General features: G+C 42.4%; 20 protein-coding genes. All 20 read right to left on the bottom strand.

From position 1 onward, the window contains the following. Positions 1 to 48 precede the first annotated feature (48 nt). A complete protein-coding gene (locus IEW82_RS10310) occupies positions 49 to 828 on the bottom strand; it encodes a flagellar hook-basal body complex protein (protein ID WP_188693334.1) in 780 nt (259 codons plus the stop codon). 78 nt (positions 829 to 906) lie between these two features. After that, on the bottom strand, positions 907 to 1302 hold the full coding sequence (locus IEW82_RS10305) for a TIGR02530 family flagellar biosynthesis protein (protein ID WP_229672506.1): 396 nt from the start codon (positions 1300 to 1302) through the stop codon (positions 907 to 909). A gap of 29 nt (positions 1303 to 1331) precedes the next feature. After that, on the bottom strand, positions 1332 to 1832 hold the full coding sequence (gene flgD / locus IEW82_RS10300; protein WP_188693331.1) for a flagellar hook assembly protein FlgD: 501 nt from the start codon (positions 1830 to 1832) through the stop codon (positions 1332 to 1334). After that, the gene (locus IEW82_RS10295) at positions 1822 to 3336 is read right to left on the bottom strand and encodes a flagellar hook-length control protein FliK (RefSeq protein WP_188693327.1); all 1515 of its coding nucleotides are present in this window, start codon (positions 3334 to 3336) and stop codon (positions 1822 to 1824) included. The genes flgD and IEW82_RS10295 overlap by 11 nt, the downstream gene beginning before the upstream one ends. A gap of 33 nt (positions 3337 to 3369) precedes the next feature. After that, entirely contained in the window at positions 3370 to 4032 is a 663-nt protein-coding gene (locus IEW82_RS10290) for a MotE family protein (RefSeq protein ID WP_188693324.1), read from the bottom strand. Positions 4033 to 4047: 15 nt separating this feature from the next. Then, on the bottom strand, positions 4048 to 4485 hold the full coding sequence (locus IEW82_RS10285; RefSeq protein ID WP_188693321.1) for a flagellar FliJ family protein: 438 nt from the start codon (positions 4483 to 4485) through the stop codon (positions 4048 to 4050). Positions 4486 to 4497: 12 nt separating this feature from the next. Continuing rightward, positions 4498 to 5802, bottom strand: a complete 1305-nt coding sequence (fliI, locus tag IEW82_RS10280; protein ID WP_188693319.1) for a flagellar protein export ATPase FliI — start codon at positions 5800 to 5802, stop codon at positions 4498 to 4500. Then, positions 5799 to 6548 (bottom strand): flagellar assembly protein FliH, encoded by a 750-nt coding sequence (gene fliH / locus IEW82_RS10275; RefSeq protein ID WP_188693316.1) that lies wholly within the window; start codon positions 6546 to 6548, stop codon positions 5799 to 5801. The genes fliI and fliH overlap by 4 nt, the downstream gene beginning before the upstream one ends. After that, positions 6541 to 7554 (bottom strand): flagellar motor switch protein FliG, encoded by a 1014-nt coding sequence (gene fliG / locus IEW82_RS10270; RefSeq protein ID WP_188693370.1) that lies wholly within the window; start codon positions 7552 to 7554, stop codon positions 6541 to 6543. The genes fliH and fliG overlap by 8 nt, the downstream gene beginning before the upstream one ends. A gap of 85 nt (positions 7555 to 7639) precedes the next feature. Further along, entirely contained in the window at positions 7640 to 9235 is a 1596-nt protein-coding gene (fliF, locus tag IEW82_RS10265; RefSeq protein ID WP_188693312.1) for a flagellar basal-body MS-ring/collar protein FliF, read from the bottom strand. Between the two features lie 22 nt (positions 9236 to 9257). Continuing rightward, positions 9258 to 9569, bottom strand: coding sequence for a flagellar hook-basal body complex protein FliE (fliE, locus tag IEW82_RS10260; RefSeq protein ID WP_188693308.1), 312 nt, complete (start codon positions 9567 to 9569; stop codon positions 9258 to 9260). A 27-nt stretch (positions 9570 to 9596) separates the two neighbouring features. After that, positions 9597 to 10055: a flagellar basal body rod protein FlgC gene (flgC, locus tag IEW82_RS10255; RefSeq protein WP_188693306.1), complete on the bottom strand. Its 459-nt coding sequence runs from the start codon at positions 10053 to 10055 to the stop codon at positions 9597 to 9599. Then, entirely contained in the window at positions 10055 to 10438 is a 384-nt protein-coding gene (flgB, locus tag IEW82_RS10250) for a flagellar basal body rod protein FlgB (protein ID WP_188693303.1), read from the bottom strand. Before flgB ends, flgC begins: the two co-directional genes overlap by 1 nt. A gap of 524 nt (positions 10439 to 10962) precedes the next feature. After that, complete coding sequence (gene codY / locus IEW82_RS10245; RefSeq protein WP_188693299.1) at positions 10963 to 11739, bottom strand: GTP-sensing pleiotropic transcriptional regulator CodY; 777 nt, start codon at positions 11737 to 11739, stop codon at positions 10963 to 10965. A gap of 24 nt (positions 11740 to 11763) precedes the next feature. Then, positions 11764 to 13161, bottom strand: coding sequence for an ATP-dependent protease ATPase subunit HslU (gene hslU, locus IEW82_RS10240; RefSeq protein WP_188693296.1), 1398 nt, complete (start codon positions 13159 to 13161; stop codon positions 11764 to 11766). Between the two features lie 23 nt (positions 13162 to 13184). Beyond that, positions 13185 to 13736, bottom strand: coding sequence for an ATP-dependent protease subunit HslV (gene hslV / locus IEW82_RS10235; protein WP_188693292.1), 552 nt, complete (start codon positions 13734 to 13736; stop codon positions 13185 to 13187). 13 nt (positions 13737 to 13749) lie between these two features. Then, entirely contained in the window at positions 13750 to 14640 is an 891-nt protein-coding gene (gene xerC / locus IEW82_RS10230) for a tyrosine recombinase XerC (protein WP_188693288.1), read from the bottom strand. Positions 14641 to 14815: 175 nt separating this feature from the next. Beyond that, complete coding sequence (gene topA, locus IEW82_RS10225) at positions 14816 to 16888, bottom strand: type I DNA topoisomerase (RefSeq protein ID WP_188693285.1); 2073 nt, start codon at positions 16886 to 16888, stop codon at positions 14816 to 14818. A 97-nt stretch (positions 16889 to 16985) separates the two neighbouring features. Beyond that, positions 16986 to 17873 carry a DNA-processing protein DprA gene (gene dprA, locus IEW82_RS10220; RefSeq protein WP_188693281.1) on the bottom strand — a complete coding sequence of 296 codons (888 nt, stop codon included), beginning with the start codon at positions 17871 to 17873 and terminating at the stop codon, positions 16986 to 16988. Positions 17874 to 18355: 482 nt separating this feature from the next. After that, positions 18356 to 19258: a succinate--CoA ligase subunit alpha gene (gene sucD / locus IEW82_RS10215; RefSeq protein WP_188693278.1), complete on the bottom strand. Its 903-nt coding sequence runs from the start codon at positions 19256 to 19258 to the stop codon at positions 18356 to 18358. Between the last annotated feature and the right edge of the window lie 11 nt (positions 19259 to 19269).

Below are 19269 nucleotides of genomic sequence, written 5' to 3'. Positions count from 1 at the left end.
GGGAACCAAGCGAAGACATTCGCGCGGTAGCTGGAAAAGCGTACAAATTTAGAGTGCCAGAAATACTGGGATGAATAGGGTACCGAGAAAAGTTTGACACAAACCTGTTTGGGACTCTGGTGTTGATCCATCGGATGTAATGGTAAAATTAACGCTTTTAACATACGTTAATCCACTGTCATCTTTAGCTTCATCCGCACTATCTGCGTCGAAAGCAATTTGGGCATCGTGCTCGACACCATTAGAATCATACACATTAAATCCAATTGATGATCCCGCCCCACCATTTTCTATGGCTTTAGCATTGAGATTCCCGGAAACTGTTAAGGAATCTGTCGTCGGCTGTTTGATACGACCATCACTAATATTGAGCTTGGTGAGGCGGCTTTGGTCAATTGACCCATTCTCATCCACTCCATACCCGAGCACATTTAAGCCTTGAGCATTGACAAGATTTCCGGATGTATCAAGATAAAAGTTGCCGGCGCGTGTGTAGTATCTATTTGGACCATTTTGCACCATAAAATAGCCATCACCATTAATCTCAAAGTCCAAGTTTCTCCCTGTATTTTGAGTATCCCCTTGCGTGTCAATCGTATCTACTGCCGCAAGCTGTGAGCCTGTTCCAATTTCCTGTGGGTTAATCCCACCATGCTGTGCTGTCGGCCCACTAGCACCTGCAAGCTGTTGGCTAACCAGGTCTGAAAAGCTTGTTCTGCTTTTCTTAAAGCCGAACGTATTGACGTTGGCAATATTGTTTCCAATGACGTCTAATTGGGTTTGAAAGTTTTTAAGTCCGCTTATTGCTGAATACATTGATCTTAACATTAATATCCCTCCCAGAATATCTCATCGCCTCTGTCAATCAGCGATTTCAAGGCTCCCTGTTAAGGTCCAGCCCTATCATTAATTATCCAATAGTATCGTACCGTTAATATTTGAAAAAATATGCTTATTCGCTTCGCCACGATTCATGACGGTGATGACCGTGTTCTTATCCGTATTGACAACCATCGCCTCATTATTTGTGAGGACAAGTGAATCCTTAATCCCCATCGACTTCGCTTCCTGCATGCGATCGTAGATTTGATTCCATTGCTCTGGTTGAATGTGAATATTGCGTTCATGCATTCTTTGCGCAGCATGCTTGCTTATTTTTACAGGGATGTCATTATCATTATTTAATTCCGCATTGAGCAGCCCTTTAAAATTTTGCTGAGCCTGCGTTGGCTTTGTATTCGTTTTGGTGATGAAGCTTTGGTTCATCTCATGAATCATGCGTTGATGATTAATTGAAGTCACCGTTATTTGCGTCCCTCCCTTATGCCGCTCTAGCTTTTCTTATCATCTCCTGAAGAAGAATCATTATCACCTGAGGAATCATCCTTAGAGCCTGTTTCTTCTAGTTTGATGACAGAATCTGGATCGACCTTATCACCTGACTTTGTCAGATAGGTTATTTCACCGTCTTTACTAGAAATCCCAGTGATGACATCTGTATGGTTCTGTACATCGGAGGTGCCGTCATCATATTGCGTCGTTTCTTGCCAAGTGACCGTCTTACCAATGACATTAGACATTTGCCCAATCATGTTTTTGCTTTGAGAATTGACAAATTGGGTAAGCAGGTCCGTCATGTTATTGGTCTGTTCAAGGGATGTAAATGTCGCCATTTGTGAAATAAATTGCGTATCCTGCATGGGATCCATCGGGTCTTGCGCCTGCAGCTGTGTTAATAACAATTTAAGAAAATCATCTTTTCCTAAAGTGTCCTTGTGTGTGCTCACTTGATTATTTTGATTTTGCCATTGTAATGTTGGATCAATATTCAATGGATTCATTCCCTTCAGACAGCCATTCACTTAGCGAGGCTGTAAAATCTTCTTCTGCCGCATCTTGCTCACTATAAGCTGGCGTATAACGCCCGCGTTCCTCCTGTTCTTGGTGTCCTTCTCCTGAGGAATGCTGTTGACCTTCTCCTTGCTGCTGCTGAGCATCAGAGTGCTGCGTCTGCCCGACTTGATTGACATCAATTTTCTGCACATTAATCCCTGTTGAAGCGAGGGCATGCTTTAACTGTGAGAGCTGGGATTCAATCAAATCTTTAGTTGCTCCACTATGTGCGGTAATCGTGGCGAGCAACCCATCATCGGTTTGTAATAATGTGACATTAAGCGTTCCAAGATTAGCAGGATTAAGCTTAACGGTCAGCTGCATGTTGCCATCAACAGAGGACTTAAGATTTCCCGAGGCGATCACTGATTTCACTTGATCAGCGATTTGCTGAGAAACATTAGGTTGATCGGTTTTACCCACATGTAAAACAAATTGCTGCACCTTATTCATTGTTCCAGTTGTAAAGAAGGGCTGTCGAGAGGATGTCGAATCATTGTTCTGATCGTCTTGTTGCTGGCCCTTGGCGTCATTCTGCAAGCCCGCACTCTGTGTTGCCCCAGCTTTACCAGCAGCCATCGGTTGCGCTGTTTGCGCTTCTTGTGACTTATCAGCTGCTTGAGCTGTCCCATTGGTCATGCCTTCTCCAGCCTGCACGAGTGGTGATGAGCCATGATTTCCTTGCTGACCCGCGGCAGATGAATTCAAAGCAGACAAAATTGCTTGATTCGATCCGCTATTTATGGATTTTCCAATCAAAGTCAAGGTCTGTTGCAGCTGCTGTAGGACCGCCCCCAATGCTGTTTGTATTTCAGCTAATAACTTGGGATCCTTCTGCTTCAATAGTTTTTCAATGGCTGGATTCAGCGTGACCCCTTTGGATGGATCAGCCGCCATTACCGGGGTACTCTGGTCCGTTAAAGTGGCCTGAAGCTCCTTAATTACTTGAAAGAGCTGGGGAAGGACTGTTTGGCTTGTCCCATTCGCCATCTGTGTTTGATCTTGATTTTGAGAGTCAGTCAAAAGCTGCATGAGTTGCTTCGTATCTGAAACAACGCTTTGCAATGAATCCAGCGTCTGAGAAGCTTGAGAATTTTCTTGTAATCCAGTTTCCACCCCATTAAGCTGCTTTTCCAAGTCTGTTAACAGCTTTTGCAAGCCCTTCATTCCTTGATCGGAAGCCTTCGTCGGGGTTTCAGAGTTGGTATCCAGGCCATTCAATAAGTTCTTTAATGTCTTAACCAGCTCTTGAAAGCTCTCTTTCACCGATTGCCCTTCCTGTCCAGACGCCTTCGTTTTCGCTGAACCTGCAGCATTGGACTCTCGGAGACTCCCTTGAAGTGCTGCATCAAAGCCAGTCTGAGTCTTTCCCTTCGGATTTACACTTCTCCCCGAGGGGTTAATGTCTGTAGCTACCGGAACGACTGCTAGATTCCCGTTCATTCTTCTCACCTCCTTTCAAAAGGTCTATTTGATTTAGGGATTCTCGTTTGTCGAATCTGCACTTGAGTCTGAATTCGAGTTCGATGTTGACGGTTCAGAAGCCTTTAATAAAGGAGTTAGCTTCGCTGCCTGACCGGGATCAAGATTTTCCATGATTGCTGCTTTTGTTTTATTATCCAGCATATTTAAATAATCAGCGGCTTGTTGGGTCGGCATTTTAGCAAAGATCGCAGCAGCTTTTGACGCATCCATATTCTGGTAGGTCTGAGCAATCATTTTTGCCTTGGCTTGATCTGCAGCAGCTGCCGATTTTTTTTGCTGTTGGTCTTGGTCTTTCTTCATATCACTTATCTTCTCGTTAAGCTGATTGATTTGGTTGTCCTTTGAATCAACTTGAGAGGATAATGTCTTGATTTGTTTTTTGAGCTTTGAAATATTTTGCTTTAGGCTTGTTGTTTCTTCAGTATTTTCTGCATCTGCATCGCTCGAAGCTTCATTGTTCTTGGATGAGGGCTTATCAACAAAATGAGATACAACAGGAATCTTCGCTGCCATGCTGGCAGATTCATGTTTGACATCAAAACCAGCAAGTTTTAAAAATAAGACAATTGTAGTAAGGATGAACAACAATGGAATGATCACAACCAATAGTCCCTTTAAAAATTTCAAAAATGTTTTTTCTTTTTCTTTGTTCATTGCTCTCCACCCTTGTTAATGTCTTAAATAATTTATCGCTGCTTTTTCGTCCATCAACTGATTTTCTTTTTGCCTTTCAATACGGTCATATTGCTGGCGCTGAACATCTTTAAGTTTCTCAAACTTTTTGATCTCAATGGATTTATCGAGAAGCTTTTGATGAAAATGCTCTACACGCGTGCGAATTTGATTGTAGCGCGATTGCTCTTCTTTTAAATGCTCTGAAATGGACGACAATAATTGTGTCTGACTCATCACATCAGCAATCGTCATTTTCACTCGCTTTTGATTTTCAAATTGATTTTGTACGTTTTCTTTTCGTTCCATTAACGCAATGAGTCGCTTACCTTGTCTTTCGAGCTGTTGATAGATCTCGTTATACTGCTGCTCTAACAGTTTTTTTTCACTTTCATTAATCTGCATCATCCGATCAAATCGAAATTGAAACGCCATTTACAGAGCACCTCACTTAAATATTTCAATCAATTGAGCGATGGATTGTTCTTTTGTCACGAGTTCGTCTTCTGATTGCATCAAATAATTTATAATGTCAGGTCTGTATTTAATCGCTTCATCAATTTCGATAGAACTTCCTGGCTTATAAGCACCAATTTGGATAAGGTCCTCTGACTCTTCATACTTAGCCAAATGCTTTCGAAAGGCTTTGGCTGCTTGTAAATGATCTGACTCAACAACGCCTGACATGACACGGCTAATACTTTTTAAAACATTAATCGCCGGATATTGTCCTTTTTCAGCGAGCTTTCGATCTAAGACAATGTGACCATCCAAAATTCCTCGTGCCGTATCTGAAATGGGCTCATCTAAATCTCCACCATCCACTAGCACTGTATAAAACGCAGTAATCGTGCCATATGGGTTCGTTCCTGCGCGCTCCAGCAATTTTGGCATGAGCGCGAATACCGATGGTGGATACCCTTTGGTCGTTGGTGGTTCCCCTACAGCCAAACCGATTTCCCTTTGAGCCATTGACACCCGCGTGAGCGAATCCATCATCAGAAGCACATTGCGGCCTTGATCACGAAAATACTCGGCGATTGCTGTAGCTGTAAAAGCCGCTTTGATCCGCATTAAAGCAGGTTGATCAGACGTCGCAACAACGACGATCGAGCGTTTGAGCCCTTCCTCACCTAGATCTTTTTCGATAAATTCACGCACCTCACGTCCGCGTTCCCCGATCAGAGCAATGATGTTCAAATCAGCACTCGACTGTCTGGCAATCATCCCCATGAGCGTGCTTTTCCCCACACCACTTCCTGCAAAAATGCCCATTCTTTGTCCCATCCCAACGGTTAGCAGGCCATCAATTGTGCGGACCCCTAGCGAAATGGGGGCACTTATGCGTGGTCGCAATAATGGATTAGGCGGCATTTGCATTGTGGGATAATCTTCGAGCCCACGCAACGTGTGATGTTCATCCATCGGCTGGCCAAGACTATCTACGACTTGTCCAATCAATTCTGAACCCACCTGGATTTTCAAAGGCTTTCCTGTTGATTCCACAAGGCTTCCGGGAGCGATGTTTTCAATTGCCGTATACGGCATTAACAGTAAATGCTCGCCATTGAAGCCAACGACTTCCGCTAATATTGTCGCAGATTTGTTAGGGAGATAGATGTGGCACAAATCACCGACAGCAGCATTAGGCCCTCTTGACTCAATCATCAAACCAACCACTCTTGTCACCTTACCAAAACGATAATACGTATCGATGGCTTCAACTTGTTCGAGAAGCTCTATGGCCTTCATCCCTTCGCCCCCATCAATTCAAACAGCTTGATCCTCATCATCTTGAGCTGACTATCCACACCGGCTTCAATCCGCCCAAAAGGCGTTTCGATTAGACATTGATTTTCGGCAAATCGATCATCAGGAATAATCATGACGCGCTGGTGATGGGTAATTTTCTCAAGTTCATCTCGATGAGAGGTCACCTGCTCATACCATTTTGGATGGACCATGATTTTAATTGGATCTTGTTCACGAACTTGTTGAACAGCCTGTTTAACGAGGTTCAGCCAGGCACCATTCTCTTGATCAAGCGTTGTATCAATAATTTTTTCACTTATTTTGAGCGCTAAGGCTAAAATTTGCTCCTCAGCCTGTTCAAGATAACGGTGATAATCTCTCTCTGCTGCCTCCAAAACCTGGTGTATGGCCTCTAATTGCTGGCTGTATTGCTCTAAGGCTTCTTTTTTCCCCGTTTGAAAGCCTTCGTCATAGCCTTGAGCTTTCGCTTCCTCACGTTGCCGTTCAGCTTCAGCCTTTAAAGCTTCCTGCTGCTGGGCAACCTCTTGTTCAAAGGACGTCCGCTCCTCAGCCAATTGTCGCTTCTGCTCATCCATCTCTCTGTCTGCTTGAGCCATTAGAATTTGCATTTCACGCTCTAATTCAGGGGAAAGATGCTTTTTTTTATAAGAGCGTATCGTTGGTTTTTTAATCTCAATAACACGTTGGTCAGCGTCAGCCTGCAACGATTTAAAGACGTTAGACAACGATATCATCTCCTCCACCACGTCCAACGACGATTTCTCCTGTTTCCTCAAGTCCACGAATAATATTGACCACTTTCGTTTGCGCTTCTTCGACATCACGCAAGCGCACAGGTCCCATAAATTCCATTTCCTCTTTGAAGGTTTCCACACGGCGCTGTGACATATTGTGGAAAATAATATTTTTCACTTCATCACTCGCTGTCTTGAGTGCAAGCAATAATGTTTCATTATCCACTTCTCGAATGATTCTTTGAATCGCTCGATTATCAAGACCAACAATATCTTCAAAGACGAACATCCGCTTTTTAATTTCATCAGCGAGTTCTGGTTCCTCAATATTCAAGGCATCAAGGATCGTTCGCTCTGTCGTCCGATCGACACCGTTTAAAACATTCACAACCGCCTCAATACCGCCGACCTTGGTATAATCTTGTGAGACTGTGCTTGAGAATTTATTCTCTAAGATCAATTCCACTTCATTAATAATTTCAGGTGACGTACGATCCATGGTTGCAATTCTTTTTGCCACTTCTGTCTGCAGTTCTTGCGGCAAGGAGGACAGAATTTGCCCCCCTTGTGCCGGCTCTAAATACGCCATAACAAGTGCAATGGTCTGCGGGTGCTCATGCTGCAAGAAATTTAATATTTGCTGCGGGTCCGATTTTCTTAAAAAGTCAAACGGCTTAACCTGTAGTGAAGACGTGAGCCGATTAATGATGTCCGAAGCACTATTTTTCCCCAGCGCTTTCTCTAGGATTTGTTTAGCGTAGCCAATACCGCCTTGGCTAATATAATTTTGAGCCATGGCAATTTGATAAAATTGTTCTACGACCTCGTCTTTAACATCCTGTTCAACGCGTCTTACATTGGCAATCTCAAGTGTGAGTTCATCAATCTCATTATCTGCGAGCTCTTTAAAAACTTGAGCGGCAACGTCTGCACCTAATGATATTAGGAGAATAGCTGCTTTTTCTCTACCCGTTAATGATGAAAGTTTGGCTGCCATATCACGCTGCACCTCCCTTGTTCCCAACACAACCTCAACAATAGCTTCCTTTTGCAGATTTGTTTTTGGGTCGTCCTCTGTATCGTCAATCGTCTGCAAACCACGTTCTTAATAATTTTGCAAACTCGCTTGGGTTATCCTTCGCCAAGCTCTCGAGTTGCGTGCGTTTTTGTTCCTCTGGGTTGGTTTGCTTCCGCGCATCCGCAAGTAAATCTGGAACAGGGTCCTGTTGTAGAGGAACATCAGCATAGTCCTCTTCTTCAGCCCGCTGCCTTCTGCCCCGCATCAAAAGCCAAATAATTAAAGCGATGATGAGCGCTGCGACAATACCAGCGATGATGTAGACCCAAGGCTTTCCTTTTTTGGTTGGCTCGGCTGTTGCTTTCGGCTTTCCATTAAACTTGTCTACTGTGATGACTGACTTAGAATCGAGCTGATCCTGCGTTAATTGGTCACCATTATTTAGAGATGTTTTGACAATCGTATCGAGGATGCCTTTGATATCATCTATGCGTTGCTGTGGCAGTGAATTCGGATCATTCGGATTGGGAGGTTCTACCATCACTTGAATCCCCAAATCCTTCAGCTCATAAGGGCTTTTCTCGATATCATTGGTAATGTGATTAAAAGCATTATTTACGCGATCTTCAACGTGTTCATAATCGCCGTTGCCATTCCCATTATCGTCTCCTTGATATTCCGGAACCTGGTTATCCCCTGTTCCTGTAACGTTGCCTGCTGCGTTGTCTCCTTTGTACGTTTCCGTAATATGCTCAGTCGATACTTTAAGTCCATCCATCGTATCCTTATCAACGGGTTCAACCAGTTTTTCTTTGGTCTTTTCTTTCGTAAAATCAACATCAGTGCTGACATTGACCATGACCTTTTCATTACCCATCATCATGCCAAGCATCTGTTGCACTTGCCGCTGAATATCTTTTTGGATATTATCTTTTACCTCTTCTTGCTGTTGATAGGCTGATAGAGTTGAATCTGCCGCATCATCACTTTTTTGATCATAGTAGTTAAAATATTGATCCATTATGACGATATTATCTTCAGGAAGGTTTGGAACACTTTTTGAAACGAGTCGGTACAAGCCTTGTATTTGTTCCTGCTTCAATTGATAGCCTGAATCAAGCGTCAATACGATTGAAGCTGAGGCATCCTTAGAATCATCACTAACCCAATCGCTTTGTTCTGGCAAATTCAGCATGACCTGTGCCGATTTCACACCAGAGATTCCCTTTACAAGATTGGACAACTCCGTTTCCATTGCTGCTTTATTTAAAACATCAAACTGCTTATCGGTCATACCAAATTGTGTATTTTGGCTGAAAAACGAATAATCAATTTCTCCTGTTTTCGGTATTCCTTCAGAGGCTAGCTCTACCTTAAGGGTATTTACATCCTTTTTAGGAACACTTATGGTCGTTCCGTTCGCATCTATTTTATAAGGGATGCCTTTGGAATCAAGATTATCCTTTATTTGACCAGTTTCACTCGGCGACAGATCACTGTAGAGTGGGACATAATCCTTGTAAGAATTCAATCCGACAATTATCACAATCGCAATGACTATAATTCCGGCAGCAGTATAGAAAAGAGCCTTTTGCTTGCCGCTTCTCTTTTTCCAAAAATCACTGATCGAATGGATAATCGTCGTAAACTTCTCTTTCATTCATTGTTCCTCCAAAAAAAGGTTAGACTTGCATTCTCATAATATCTTGATAGGCACTGACAGCTTTATCCCTCACCTGAACAGCAAGTTTAAGCATGATTTCTGACTTTTCCATCGCTATGGTGACATCATGGAGATTATCCGCCGTACCATTGACGAGTTGCGAGACTGCTTGTTCCGAACCATTTTCTGCGCCATTTACTTTATCTAAAGCATCGTTCAGAACATTAGAAAACGACTTAGAAACACTCGAGACACTATTTGAACCTGTAGCCGTATTTAAATTGGGCGTACCAACTGATGACGTCGAGAGCAAATTGACTGGAGCTACCATGTTGACTCCTCCTTTTCAAAGTTCGAATTATTTTCCTATTTGGAGTGCTTTCATCAGCATGCTTTTATTCGCATTAAGCACGGTGACATTCGCTTCATAAGAACGTGTTGCACTCATTAAATCAACGGTTTCCTTTAAAGGATCAACATTAGGCATTTCCACATAACCATCGGCATTGGCATCCACATTCGTAGGATCATAGACTTCTTTAAAAGGTGTCTGATCATCCGTGATTTCCGTAGCCTTTACCCCGCCACCTGCTGCAGAAGACCCGCTTCCGATAGCCGATGAGAGATGACTGCTAAATCCACCGCCATCAATTGGGGAAAAAGAGACCATTTTGCGACGATACGGGACCCATTGTCCGTTGACTTTTTCGGCACGAGTCGTATCCGCATTGGCCATGTTCGAAGAAACGACATCCATGCGCAGTCTCTGCGCTGTTAATGCTGAGCCTGAAATATTAATGCCACTAAACATCCCCATTATGAATTGCCACCACCTAAAACAATGTTCCATTTATTGAACTCGCGACTGATCACATCTGCATAGCTCTGGTATTCAATTTGATTTTGCGCTAATTCAGTCATTTGTTTATCCATGTCCACGTTATTGCCGTTATTTTGGATGGAACCACCTTCTGTTACAACTCTGGCCCCTGAGCTGGAATTTGTAAATTCAAAATGGCGTGGATCCGTTCGCTTAGCCTGTAAAGCTGAGGCTAGCTCATCACCAAAGACCACCTTTTTTTCCTTGTAATTAGGCGTATCAACATTGGCGATATTTTGAGCAATGACATTGTGTGTTAAGCTGCTTCGATCTAAAGCCGTCTGTAGCTTATTAATTGAAGAGAAATCAATTGATGACATATTTCTACCTCTTTTCCTAGCATTCCTAGTTAACATTTTAACAAGTTTCGACATTCTGTGACCATTTTATTTTAAATTCATCCTAAAATCGTTACTTTATACCTAGACAATTATAGTCCATTCATACTATTTTTTGTTGCATTTTGTCAAACTTCCCTCATTTTCCGTGTTATCCGACGGTATAATTATGGAATATTTTTGTAGATTATTGGCCAGAATCAAGGACTTTTGTCGCCAGGACCTATGCAGTAATTAAGGATCTATTATCTGTTATACTGTGTGAGAAATCATCTATAGAATATAAAGAGTAAGGAAATTAGGAACAAAGATGGATGTGCGATAGTGGGCCAAACTTACTAAAGTATTGTAGTATGATCGTACTGATTTATTATAATTCATTTTATAAAAAAGGGAACCTCCCAAAGTATGGGAAGTTCCCTCTTTTTATTATGATTTTCTAACTCAATCTACCGCAAACGGGATACCCGTTCCTAACCAATTTGGTTGAAATGAGTATAGCAATATTATTCGCCACGAATTTTATCTAATTCAACAAGGAATTTGTCATTAAGAACTTTAATGTAGGTTCCTTTCATTCCAAGTGAACGCGATTCGATGACACCAGCACTTTCAAGCTTGCGCAAAGCATTGACAATAACGGAACGCGTAATCCCTACACGGTCAGCAATCTTACTTGCAACAAGCAAGCCTTCTTTGCCATCTAATTCATTAAAGATGTGCTCGATCGCTTCTAATTCGCTGTAGGAAAGACTGCTAATCGCCATTTGTACAACAGCTTTTTCTCTTGCTTCTTCTTCAATTTCTTCCGTTTTTTCTCTTAAAATTTCCATTCCAACAACGGTTGCACCATACTCAGCAAGAATTAAATCCTCTTCAGTAAAGGACGTATTGATTCTTGACAGGATCAACGTACCAAGGCGCTCTCCACCACCAACAATAGGCACAACTGTTGTTAAGCCTTTTTCGAAAAGCTCTTTATTTTCGACAGGGAAAGCCGTAAACTTACTATTAATATCAAGGTTTGAAGAAGTCTCAGCAACGGAAAACAAGCTCTGTGTATACTCTTCAGGGAATTGGCGTGTTTCGAACATTTCTTTCATGCGTGTGTTTTCAAATTCCAAGTTGAGCGCCATTCCCAGCAATTTTCCTCTACGGCTTAAAACAAAGATGTTGGATTCAATGACACCACTCAAGGTTTCAGCCATTTCGTTAAAATTAACAGGTGTTGCCGTTCTTTGAAGCATATTATTGATTTTTCTTGTTTTGTCTAAAAGATTCATTTCTTTTTCCTCCTATAATAAAAACTACAAAATATATTGGCTTAAATCGCGATTCTTTGCGATAGATGCAAGTTTTTCGTCAACGTACTCAGGAGTAATGTTGATGCTTTCGAGAGTGATATCAGGCGCTTCGAAAAGGAGATCTTCTAACAGCTTCTCTAAAATCGTATGAAGACGTCTCGCACCAATATTGTCGGTCTCTTGATTGACCTCAAATGCAATGCTAGCGATTTTATGAATAGCTTCGTCAGAAAATTCAACATTTATACCTTCAGTTTTTAACAACGCTTGATACTGTTTCAAAAGGGCATTATTTGGCTTCACAAGGATATTGACAAAGTCTTCTACGGAAAGGCTATTTAATTCAACCCGAATTGGGAAACGCCCTTGCAGCTCTGGAATTAAATCCGATGGCTTCGTCATATGAAAGGCACCCGCAGCGATAAAAAGCATGTGATCCGTCTTAACGGAACCATATTTTGTAATGACGGTTGAGCCTTCAACGATCGGGAGAATATCACGCTGCACCCCTTCTCTAGACACATCTCCAGAAGATTGCTGACTTTTCCCTGCAACTTTATCAATTTCGTCTAGAAAAATAATTCCGGATTGCTCTGCCCGTGTGACCCCTTCTTGTGCAACTTCATCCATATCAATCAGCTTTTGCGCTTCATCCTGTGTGAGCACAACTCGGGCTTCGCGCACAGATAATTTTCGACGTTTTTTGCGTTTAGGCATCATATTGCCAAGAAGATCCTGCATATTCATACCTAGTTGTTCCATACCCGCACCTTGAAAGAGATCAAACATGCCTTGCTGCTGTTGTTCATCAACTTCAACGGTGACCATGCGATCTTCAAGCTCGCCAAGTGCTAAGAGGCGTCTGGTCTGTTCACGTTTTTCCTTAACCGATGTATTTGTTTCGTCCTCATCACTTTGTTCTGAGTCATTCCCATTGCCGAAAAACATTTCAAAAGGATTTTTGGTTCCAGAGGTTTTCTTGTTGGAAGGGACCAACAGTTCTACTAAGCGTTCATTCGCTAATTCCTCTGCTTTAGCCTGTACCTCTTCCATTTTTTCTTCTTTCACAAGGCGGATGGCGGTTTCCACAAGATCTCTGACCATCGATTCCACATCACGACCAACATAGCCGACTTCAGTGAATTTGGTAGCTTCTAACTTAATAAAAGGCGCCCCTACAAGCTTTGCCAATCGTCGAGCAATCTCAGTTTTCCCAACACCCGTCGGCCCTATCATGAGAATGTTTTTGGGCATGATCTCATCACGAAGCTTTTCATCCAACAAAGAGCGTCGATATCTATTTCGCAAAGCAATAGCGACCGACTTTTTCGCTTTTTCCTGCCCAATGATATATCTGTCGAGTTTTTCGACTATTTGTCTAGGAGTTAAAGCTGTTGACATAAAATTGACGCCTCCTTATCGACTTAAAGCTCTTCGACTATGATATTGTTGTTCGTAAACACACAAATTTCACTGGCAATCTCCAAGGCACGTCGGGCAATGTCACCTGCAGTGAGCGCTTCGCCTCCATGCCGTTTCAACGCCCTGCCCGCTGCTAAAGCATAGTTCCCCCCTGAACCAATCGCCAAGATACCATCATCGGGTTCAATCACTTCGCCAGTCCCAGAGATGAGCAGGAGCTCTTCAGCATTCATAACTATCAGCATTGCTTCTAGTTGACGCAGCACCTTATCACTTCGCCATTCTTTTGCAAGTTCAACCGCTGCTCGCTTAAGATTCCCGTCAAAGGCTTCTAAACGGCCTTCGAATTTCTCATAAAGCGTAAAAGCATCAGCCACAGACCCCGCAAAGCCAGCAATCACCTTACCTCCATACAAACGTCTCACCTTTCGTGCGGTGTGCTTCATGACAACGGATTGGCCCAATGTCACCTGACCATCGCCAGCCATTGCAGAACGCCCGTTTTGTTGAACGGCAAATATTGTTGTTGCATGAAATGCGCTTGATTGACTCATTTGCACTGCCTCCTTATGCACGGGGATGATGATTCATATAAGCTTGTCGTAGTCTTTCTTTCGAAACATGCGTGTAAATTTGAGTCGTTGACAAATTGGAATGGCCCAACAACTCCTGAACAGAACGAAGATCAGCTCCTGCATCGAGAAGATGCGTCGCAAATGTATGCCGCAATGTATGTGGACTTACCTTTGTTGTAATCGCTGCTTTTTCTACTTGCTTTTTTAAAATAGTTCTTACGCTGCGATCTGAAAGCTGGCTTCCACGATAATTCACAAAAACATATGCATGTGGCGCACGGCTATTCATCAACGTTCGTCTTCCCTGTTTTATGTAAGTATCTAAAGCATCCAATGCATAACTCCCCACAGGGACGTATCGTTCTTTTCGACCTTTTCCTTCAACGAGGATGACTCCAATATCATGATCGATATCTTCCAGTTTTAAACCAACCAATTCACTCACGCGAATCCCAGTGGCATACAATACCTCTAAAATCGCTTGATTGCGTTGTCCAAGTGGCGTGGACAAATCTTCAACTTCAAACAAGTGGGCGATTTCTTCTTGGTATAAGAAGTGAGGAAGCTTAAATTCACGCTTGGGCAACGATGTAATGGAAAATGGATTGTTTTGGAGTATGTTCTCTCGTTCACAAAAACGATAAAAGCTACGCAAACTGGATAGCTTACGTGCGACTGTCCTTCTCGAAAATCCTTTTTCATGCATTCTCGTCAAAAAAAGACGTACTGAAGAGTACGTGACTGCTCCATATTCATGAATAAGCTCTTGCTTCATGAATTCTTGAAATTGATGAATGTCGTGCATATAGTTATTGATCGTTAACTTAGATGCATGCTTTTCAACTTCAAGAAATCGTATAAATAAATGCAATGGTTTATCCACTTCCTGAGCCCTCCTCTTCAGAAGCCCACTAAATCTTATCACAATTCAATTAGTGAAGCAATAAATTTTACACTTTTGTAACAACATTCTGAATTGTATCTGATTCCGAGCATATTTTTTCGCAGGAAAGCGGCTTAGGAGCTGAGGGCCCCCAAGCCGATCCATTCCAGCCAAACTATTGAGCATCTTCCTTATAATCACAAGAAGAGCACTGAACCACTGTCCCTTTTTTGGTCTTCTTCTCAACCAAATATTCGCCACACTTTGGACATGGTCTTGCTATAGGTTTATCCCAAGAGACAAAATCGCATTCTGGATAGCGATCGCATCCATAGAAATTACGACGCTTTTTGCTTTTTCTCTCAACGATTTCGCCTTCCTTACATTTGGGACATTGGACGCCAATCTTTTTAAGGATAGGCTTAGTATTGCGACATTCTGGGAAGTTTGAGCAGGCCAAAAATTTGCCATAACGCCCCATCTTATAGACCATTTCGTGCCCACACTTCTCACAGTCTATCCCTGCTGGTTCATCCTTGATTTCAACTTCCTTCATTTCCTTTTCAGCCACTTTAAGCCGCTTCTCAAATTCTTCATAGAAGTCAGAAATGATTTTGATCCATTTCTTTTGCCCCTCTTCAATCGAATCGAGATCATCCTCCATTTTGGCGGTGAAATCAACATCAATGATTTCCGGGAAAAAGTTAACGACTTGTTCGAGCACTACCTCACCTAACTCAGTCGGTATGAACTTGCGGTCCTCCAAAGTCACGTAATTGCGCCGTTGTATCGTGTCTATGGTTGGCGCGTACGTCGAAGGTCGACCGATTCCAAGCTCCTCCATTGTTCTAACTAAACGCGCTTCTGTATATCTGGGTGGGGGCTGTGTAAAATGCTGCTTGGGATCAATGGCTTCGCGCTTAACTTCCTTACCATCAACCAGTTCTGGAAGATAGTTTTCCTCTTCATTTTTGTTATCATCAGTGCCTTCAATATAGACCTTCATAAAGCCAGGAAATTTAATCTTAGAACCCGTTGCTCTAAAATAAATCCCATTATTGATTAAATCAGCACGAACTGTATCCATTACAGCCGGGGCCATTTGACTTGCTACAAAACGCTCCCAGATCAACTTATAAAGTCGGTATTGATCACGGCTTAAATACTCTTTCAAGTCTTTAGGCAAGTGGTTAACAGATGTTGGTCGAATCGCTTCATGGGCATCCTGAGCGTTCTCAGACTTTTTAGCCTTTTTATTGCCAGTCCCAACATAAGAATCGCCGTACTGACCTTTAATAAATTCCCGTGTTTCCTCACGAGCCACCTCGGAAACGCGTGTGGAGTCCGTACGCATATAAGTGATTAAACCTGTGATGCCTTGTTTCCCGATGTCAATTCCTTCATATAATTGCTGCGCAAGCATCATCGTTTTACGTGCACGAAAGTTCAGCTTACGTGCTGCTTCTTGTTGAAGGGATGAGGTAATAAAAGGCGGAACAGGATGACGCAATCGCTCTTTTTTCGTCACACCGTTAATCTGAAAAGCATCGCCTTTTATTTGTTTTAAGATAGCGTCAACATCTTCTTTTGTCTTCAGCGACACTTTCTTCCCCTCAACGCCATAGAACTGAGCAGAAAAAGTTTCCTTATCCGCTTTAAACGACCCTTGAATGCTCCAATACTCTTCTGGTACAAATTGTTGGATTTCCTTCTCACGCTCAATAATTAATTTAAGCGCAACGGATTGCACACGTCCAGCACTTAGTCCCTTTTTAACCTTTTTCCATAACAATGGACTTATATTATAACCGACAAGACGGTCTAAAACACGTCGTGCTTGTTGGGCATCCACAAGATCCATATTAATAGACCTCGGCTGCTTAAACGCATCTTTAATCGCTTGCTTGGTAATTTCATTAAAAACAACGCGGCAATCTGACGTTTCATCGATCTCTAAGCTATGCGCCAAGTGCCAGGCGATCGCTTCTCCCTCTCTATCGGGGTCGGCCGCGAGATATACCTTCTTTACCTTTTTTGCTGCGGCTTTTAATTCTTTCAATACCGGGCCTTTTCCACGTATCGTGATATAGCTAGGATTGAATTCATTTTCAACATCGACACCCATCTTACTTTTAGGGAGATCTCGCACATGTCCCATCGACGCTTTGACTTCAAATTTTTTCCCTAAATATCGCTTTATCGTTTTCGCTTTTGCGGGAGATTCGACAATAACGAGATATTCTTCCATACATATTCTCCCCCTTTCAAAAAGAAATGAAATCTTCACTTATCTTAAATATAGTCTATTCGTTTGTCAAACAATCACATTAATAATAATGAAAACATTAGAAAGATTCAATAGCTGTACTTCTATCTAATTCCATGAGAATATCCTCTGCAGAGGTAACGAGTTTAGCCCCTTGCTGAATTAAGCGATGGGTTCCTATGGTATTTTCATTCAATATATTACCCGGTAACGCGAAAACCTCTCTCCCTTGCTCCAGCGCTTGATCGGCTGTGATTAGAGAACCGCTTTTTTCGCGTGCCTCAATAACCAGTGTACCAAGACTAAGCCCACTAATGATACGATTTCGCTCAGGGAACTGCCAACGATTGGGCGGCGTATTAGGTGGATACTCACTTATTGCGAGGTGAGATTCGATAATGCGGTTAAATAGTGAGAGATGAAGTCTGGGATAGGGCTTAAGGAGTCCAGAACCTAGAACAGCTATGGTTGAAGCTTGCAGGGCACATTGATGGGCAGCGCCATCCACGCCTACCGCCATACCACTTACGATTGTCCATCCAGTCTGTATCAATGGATCAATCACTTTCCTCATAGCGCGTAACCCTGCATCAGTTGGCCGGCGTGTCCCTACAACACTTAAGATTTTATTTTTATGAAGCAACGCATTGTGCCCTTTGGTGTAAAGGACCCAAGGAGGATCGTAAATCGCCTTCATTCGCTTGGGATAAGCCTTATCAAAAATCGTAATCATTGTGATATTTTCCTTATGATAGTCCTCCATGATTTTATCAATAGCTATAGAATGAAGATCGCGATAAAAGATTTCTGCATTTTTCTTGTTAAAGCCACAAACCTCGATAAAGTACGAAAGTGGTTCATCATAGATACGCTTCAGAGCGTCATCTTCTGCCACTATTTTCGCAATGCCTTTCCAGCCGATGCCTCGACAGTGCTGAAGATGAATTAAGCGTTTTCTTTTTTCCAAATGCCACCGCCTCTTTGCTTTTGAAATTATAGTGTATCCTGTGTATGTAATAATTTAGCTATTGAGAGATTAAATTCCTGCTTCATTCAATAATATTTTAAAAAAATGTAGTGAATTTGTCACAAATTCCATTGTTAGGTTCCTTTTTTCGCACTTTTACTCGTCTTAATTTGAAACAATCAGGATTTAGATGCTTGCCCATCTTACTATGAAAGCAAATTTGGGAATGAGCATGGGGATAGTAAGAAACAATGGCACCTTCTCAGGCGAGGAGACGCTTGGATAACGGCAAGGTGAGCCTCCAGGAGCTCTTATAATAAGGGACCAAGAGCTAGATTAAATAGATGAATGCGAAAACGCCCAGCATTCATAAAAAACGTTAGGTTTTACTGGATTATCTCCTTAAATAGCGTCAGCGAAGGGGGATACTCTTGATGCTTTTAAAAAGAAAAAGCCCCTAAAAAGGAGCTTTTTCAACACGATCAGTCAACAAGACATTTTTCGTAAATGCCTTTTTCCTTAAGAACAGAGATTAAAGTTTCACCAATAACCGCTGGTGTGTCCGCAACTTTAATACCGTAGCTATTAAGAGTTTCAATTTTGGCAGCAGCGGTTCCTTGTCCGCCTGAAACGATCGCACCGGCATGACCCATGCGTTTTCCTGGAGGAGCTGTTTGACCACCGATAAAGCCAATAGCAGGCTTGTCCATGTTCTCATGAATCCATTTAGCCGCTTCTTCTTCAGCGTTTCCGCCAATTTCACCAATCATAATAACAGCATAAGTGTCATCGTCTTCATTGAAGGCTTTAAGCACGTCAATAAAGTTAGTTCCATTTACGGGGTCACCACCGATACCTACAGCCGTTGATTGACCGATGTTGGCTTCGGATAATTGATGCACCGCTTCATAAGTGAGGGTACCAGAGCGTGACACGATGCCGACATGACCCTTTTTATGAATATAACCAGGCATAATACCAATTTTAGTTTCCTCAGGAGTGATCACACCTGGGCAGTTTGGACCGATTAAGCGTGTTTTCTTGCCTTCCATATAACGCTTAACCTTTACCATATCCAATACAGGAATACCTTCAGTGATACAGATGACAAGATCTACCTCTGCGTCAACAGCTTCAACAATGGCATCCGCCGCGAAAGCAGGTGGTACATAAATGATGGAAACATTTGCACCAGTTTTCGCTACAGCTTCGGATACTGTATTAAATACAGGCACGCCTTCAACTTCCGTTCCGCCCTTGCCAGGATTCGTTCCTGCAACTACCTTAGTACCATACTCAAGCATTTGCTTCGTATGGAAAAGACCTTGGGAGCCAGTGATTCCTTGAACAACGACTTTAGTATCTTTATTTACATAAACGCTCATCTTTTACTTAC

It is taken from the genome of Pullulanibacillus camelliae, assembly GCF_014642655.1.
GTDB lineage: Bacteria > Bacillota > Bacilli > Bacillales > Sporolactobacillaceae > Pullulanibacillus > Pullulanibacillus camelliae.
The sequence above is the reverse complement of the archived record's forward strand: the minus strand, read 5'-3'. Positions and strand labels throughout refer to the sequence as shown.

Bases quoted from the DNA above. Each gene is read 5' to 3' on its own strand.
- IEW82_RS10310 (WP_188693334.1), bottom strand. From the start codon at position 828: ATGTTAAGATCAATGTATTCAGCAATAAGCGGACTTAAAAACTTTCAA.
- IEW82_RS10295 (WP_188693327.1), bottom strand. From the start codon at position 3,336: ATGAACGGGAATCTAGCAGTCGTTCCGGTAGCTACAGACATTAACCCC.
- IEW82_RS10290 (WP_188693324.1), bottom strand. From the start codon at position 4,032: ATGAACAAAGAAAAAGAAAAAACATTTTTGAAATTTTTAAAGGGACTA.
- IEW82_RS10285 (WP_188693321.1), bottom strand. From the start codon at position 4,485: ATGGCGTTTCAATTTCGATTTGATCGGATGATGCAGATTAATGAAAGT.
- fliI (WP_188693319.1), bottom strand. From the start codon at position 5,802: ATGAAGGCCATAGAGCTTCTCGAACAAGTTGAAGCCATCGATACGTAT.
- fliG (WP_188693370.1), bottom strand. From the start codon at position 7,554: ATGGCAGCCAAACTTTCATCATTAACGGGTAGAGAAAAAGCAGCTATT.
- fliF (WP_188693312.1), bottom strand. From the start codon at position 9,235: ATGAAAGAGAAGTTTACGACGATTATCCATTCGATCAGTGATTTTTGG.
- fliE (WP_188693308.1), bottom strand. From the start codon at position 9,569: ATGGTAGCTCCAGTCAATTTGCTCTCGACGTCATCAGTTGGTACGCCC.
- flgC (WP_188693306.1), bottom strand. From the start codon at position 10,055: ATGGGGATGTTTAGTGGCATTAATATTTCAGGCTCAGCATTAACAGCG.
- flgB (WP_188693303.1), bottom strand. From the start codon at position 10,438: ATGTCATCAATTGATTTCTCTTCAATTAATAAGCTACAGACGGCTTTA.
- codY (WP_188693299.1), bottom strand. From the start codon at position 11,739: ATGAATCTTTTAGACAAAACAAGAAAAATCAATAATATGCTTCAAAGA.
- hslU (WP_188693296.1), bottom strand. From the start codon at position 13,161: ATGTCAACAGCTTTAACTCCTAGACAAATAGTCGAAAAACTCGACAGA.
- hslV (WP_188693292.1), bottom strand. From the start codon at position 13,736: ATGAGTCAATCAAGCGCATTTCATGCAACAACAATATTTGCCGTTCAA.
- topA (WP_188693285.1), bottom strand. From the start codon at position 16,888: ATGGAAGAATATCTCGTTATTGTCGAATCTCCCGCAAAAGCGAAAACG.
- sucD (WP_188693278.1), bottom strand. From the start codon at position 19,258: ATGAGCGTTTATGTAAATAAAGATACTAAAGTCGTTGTTCAAGGAATC.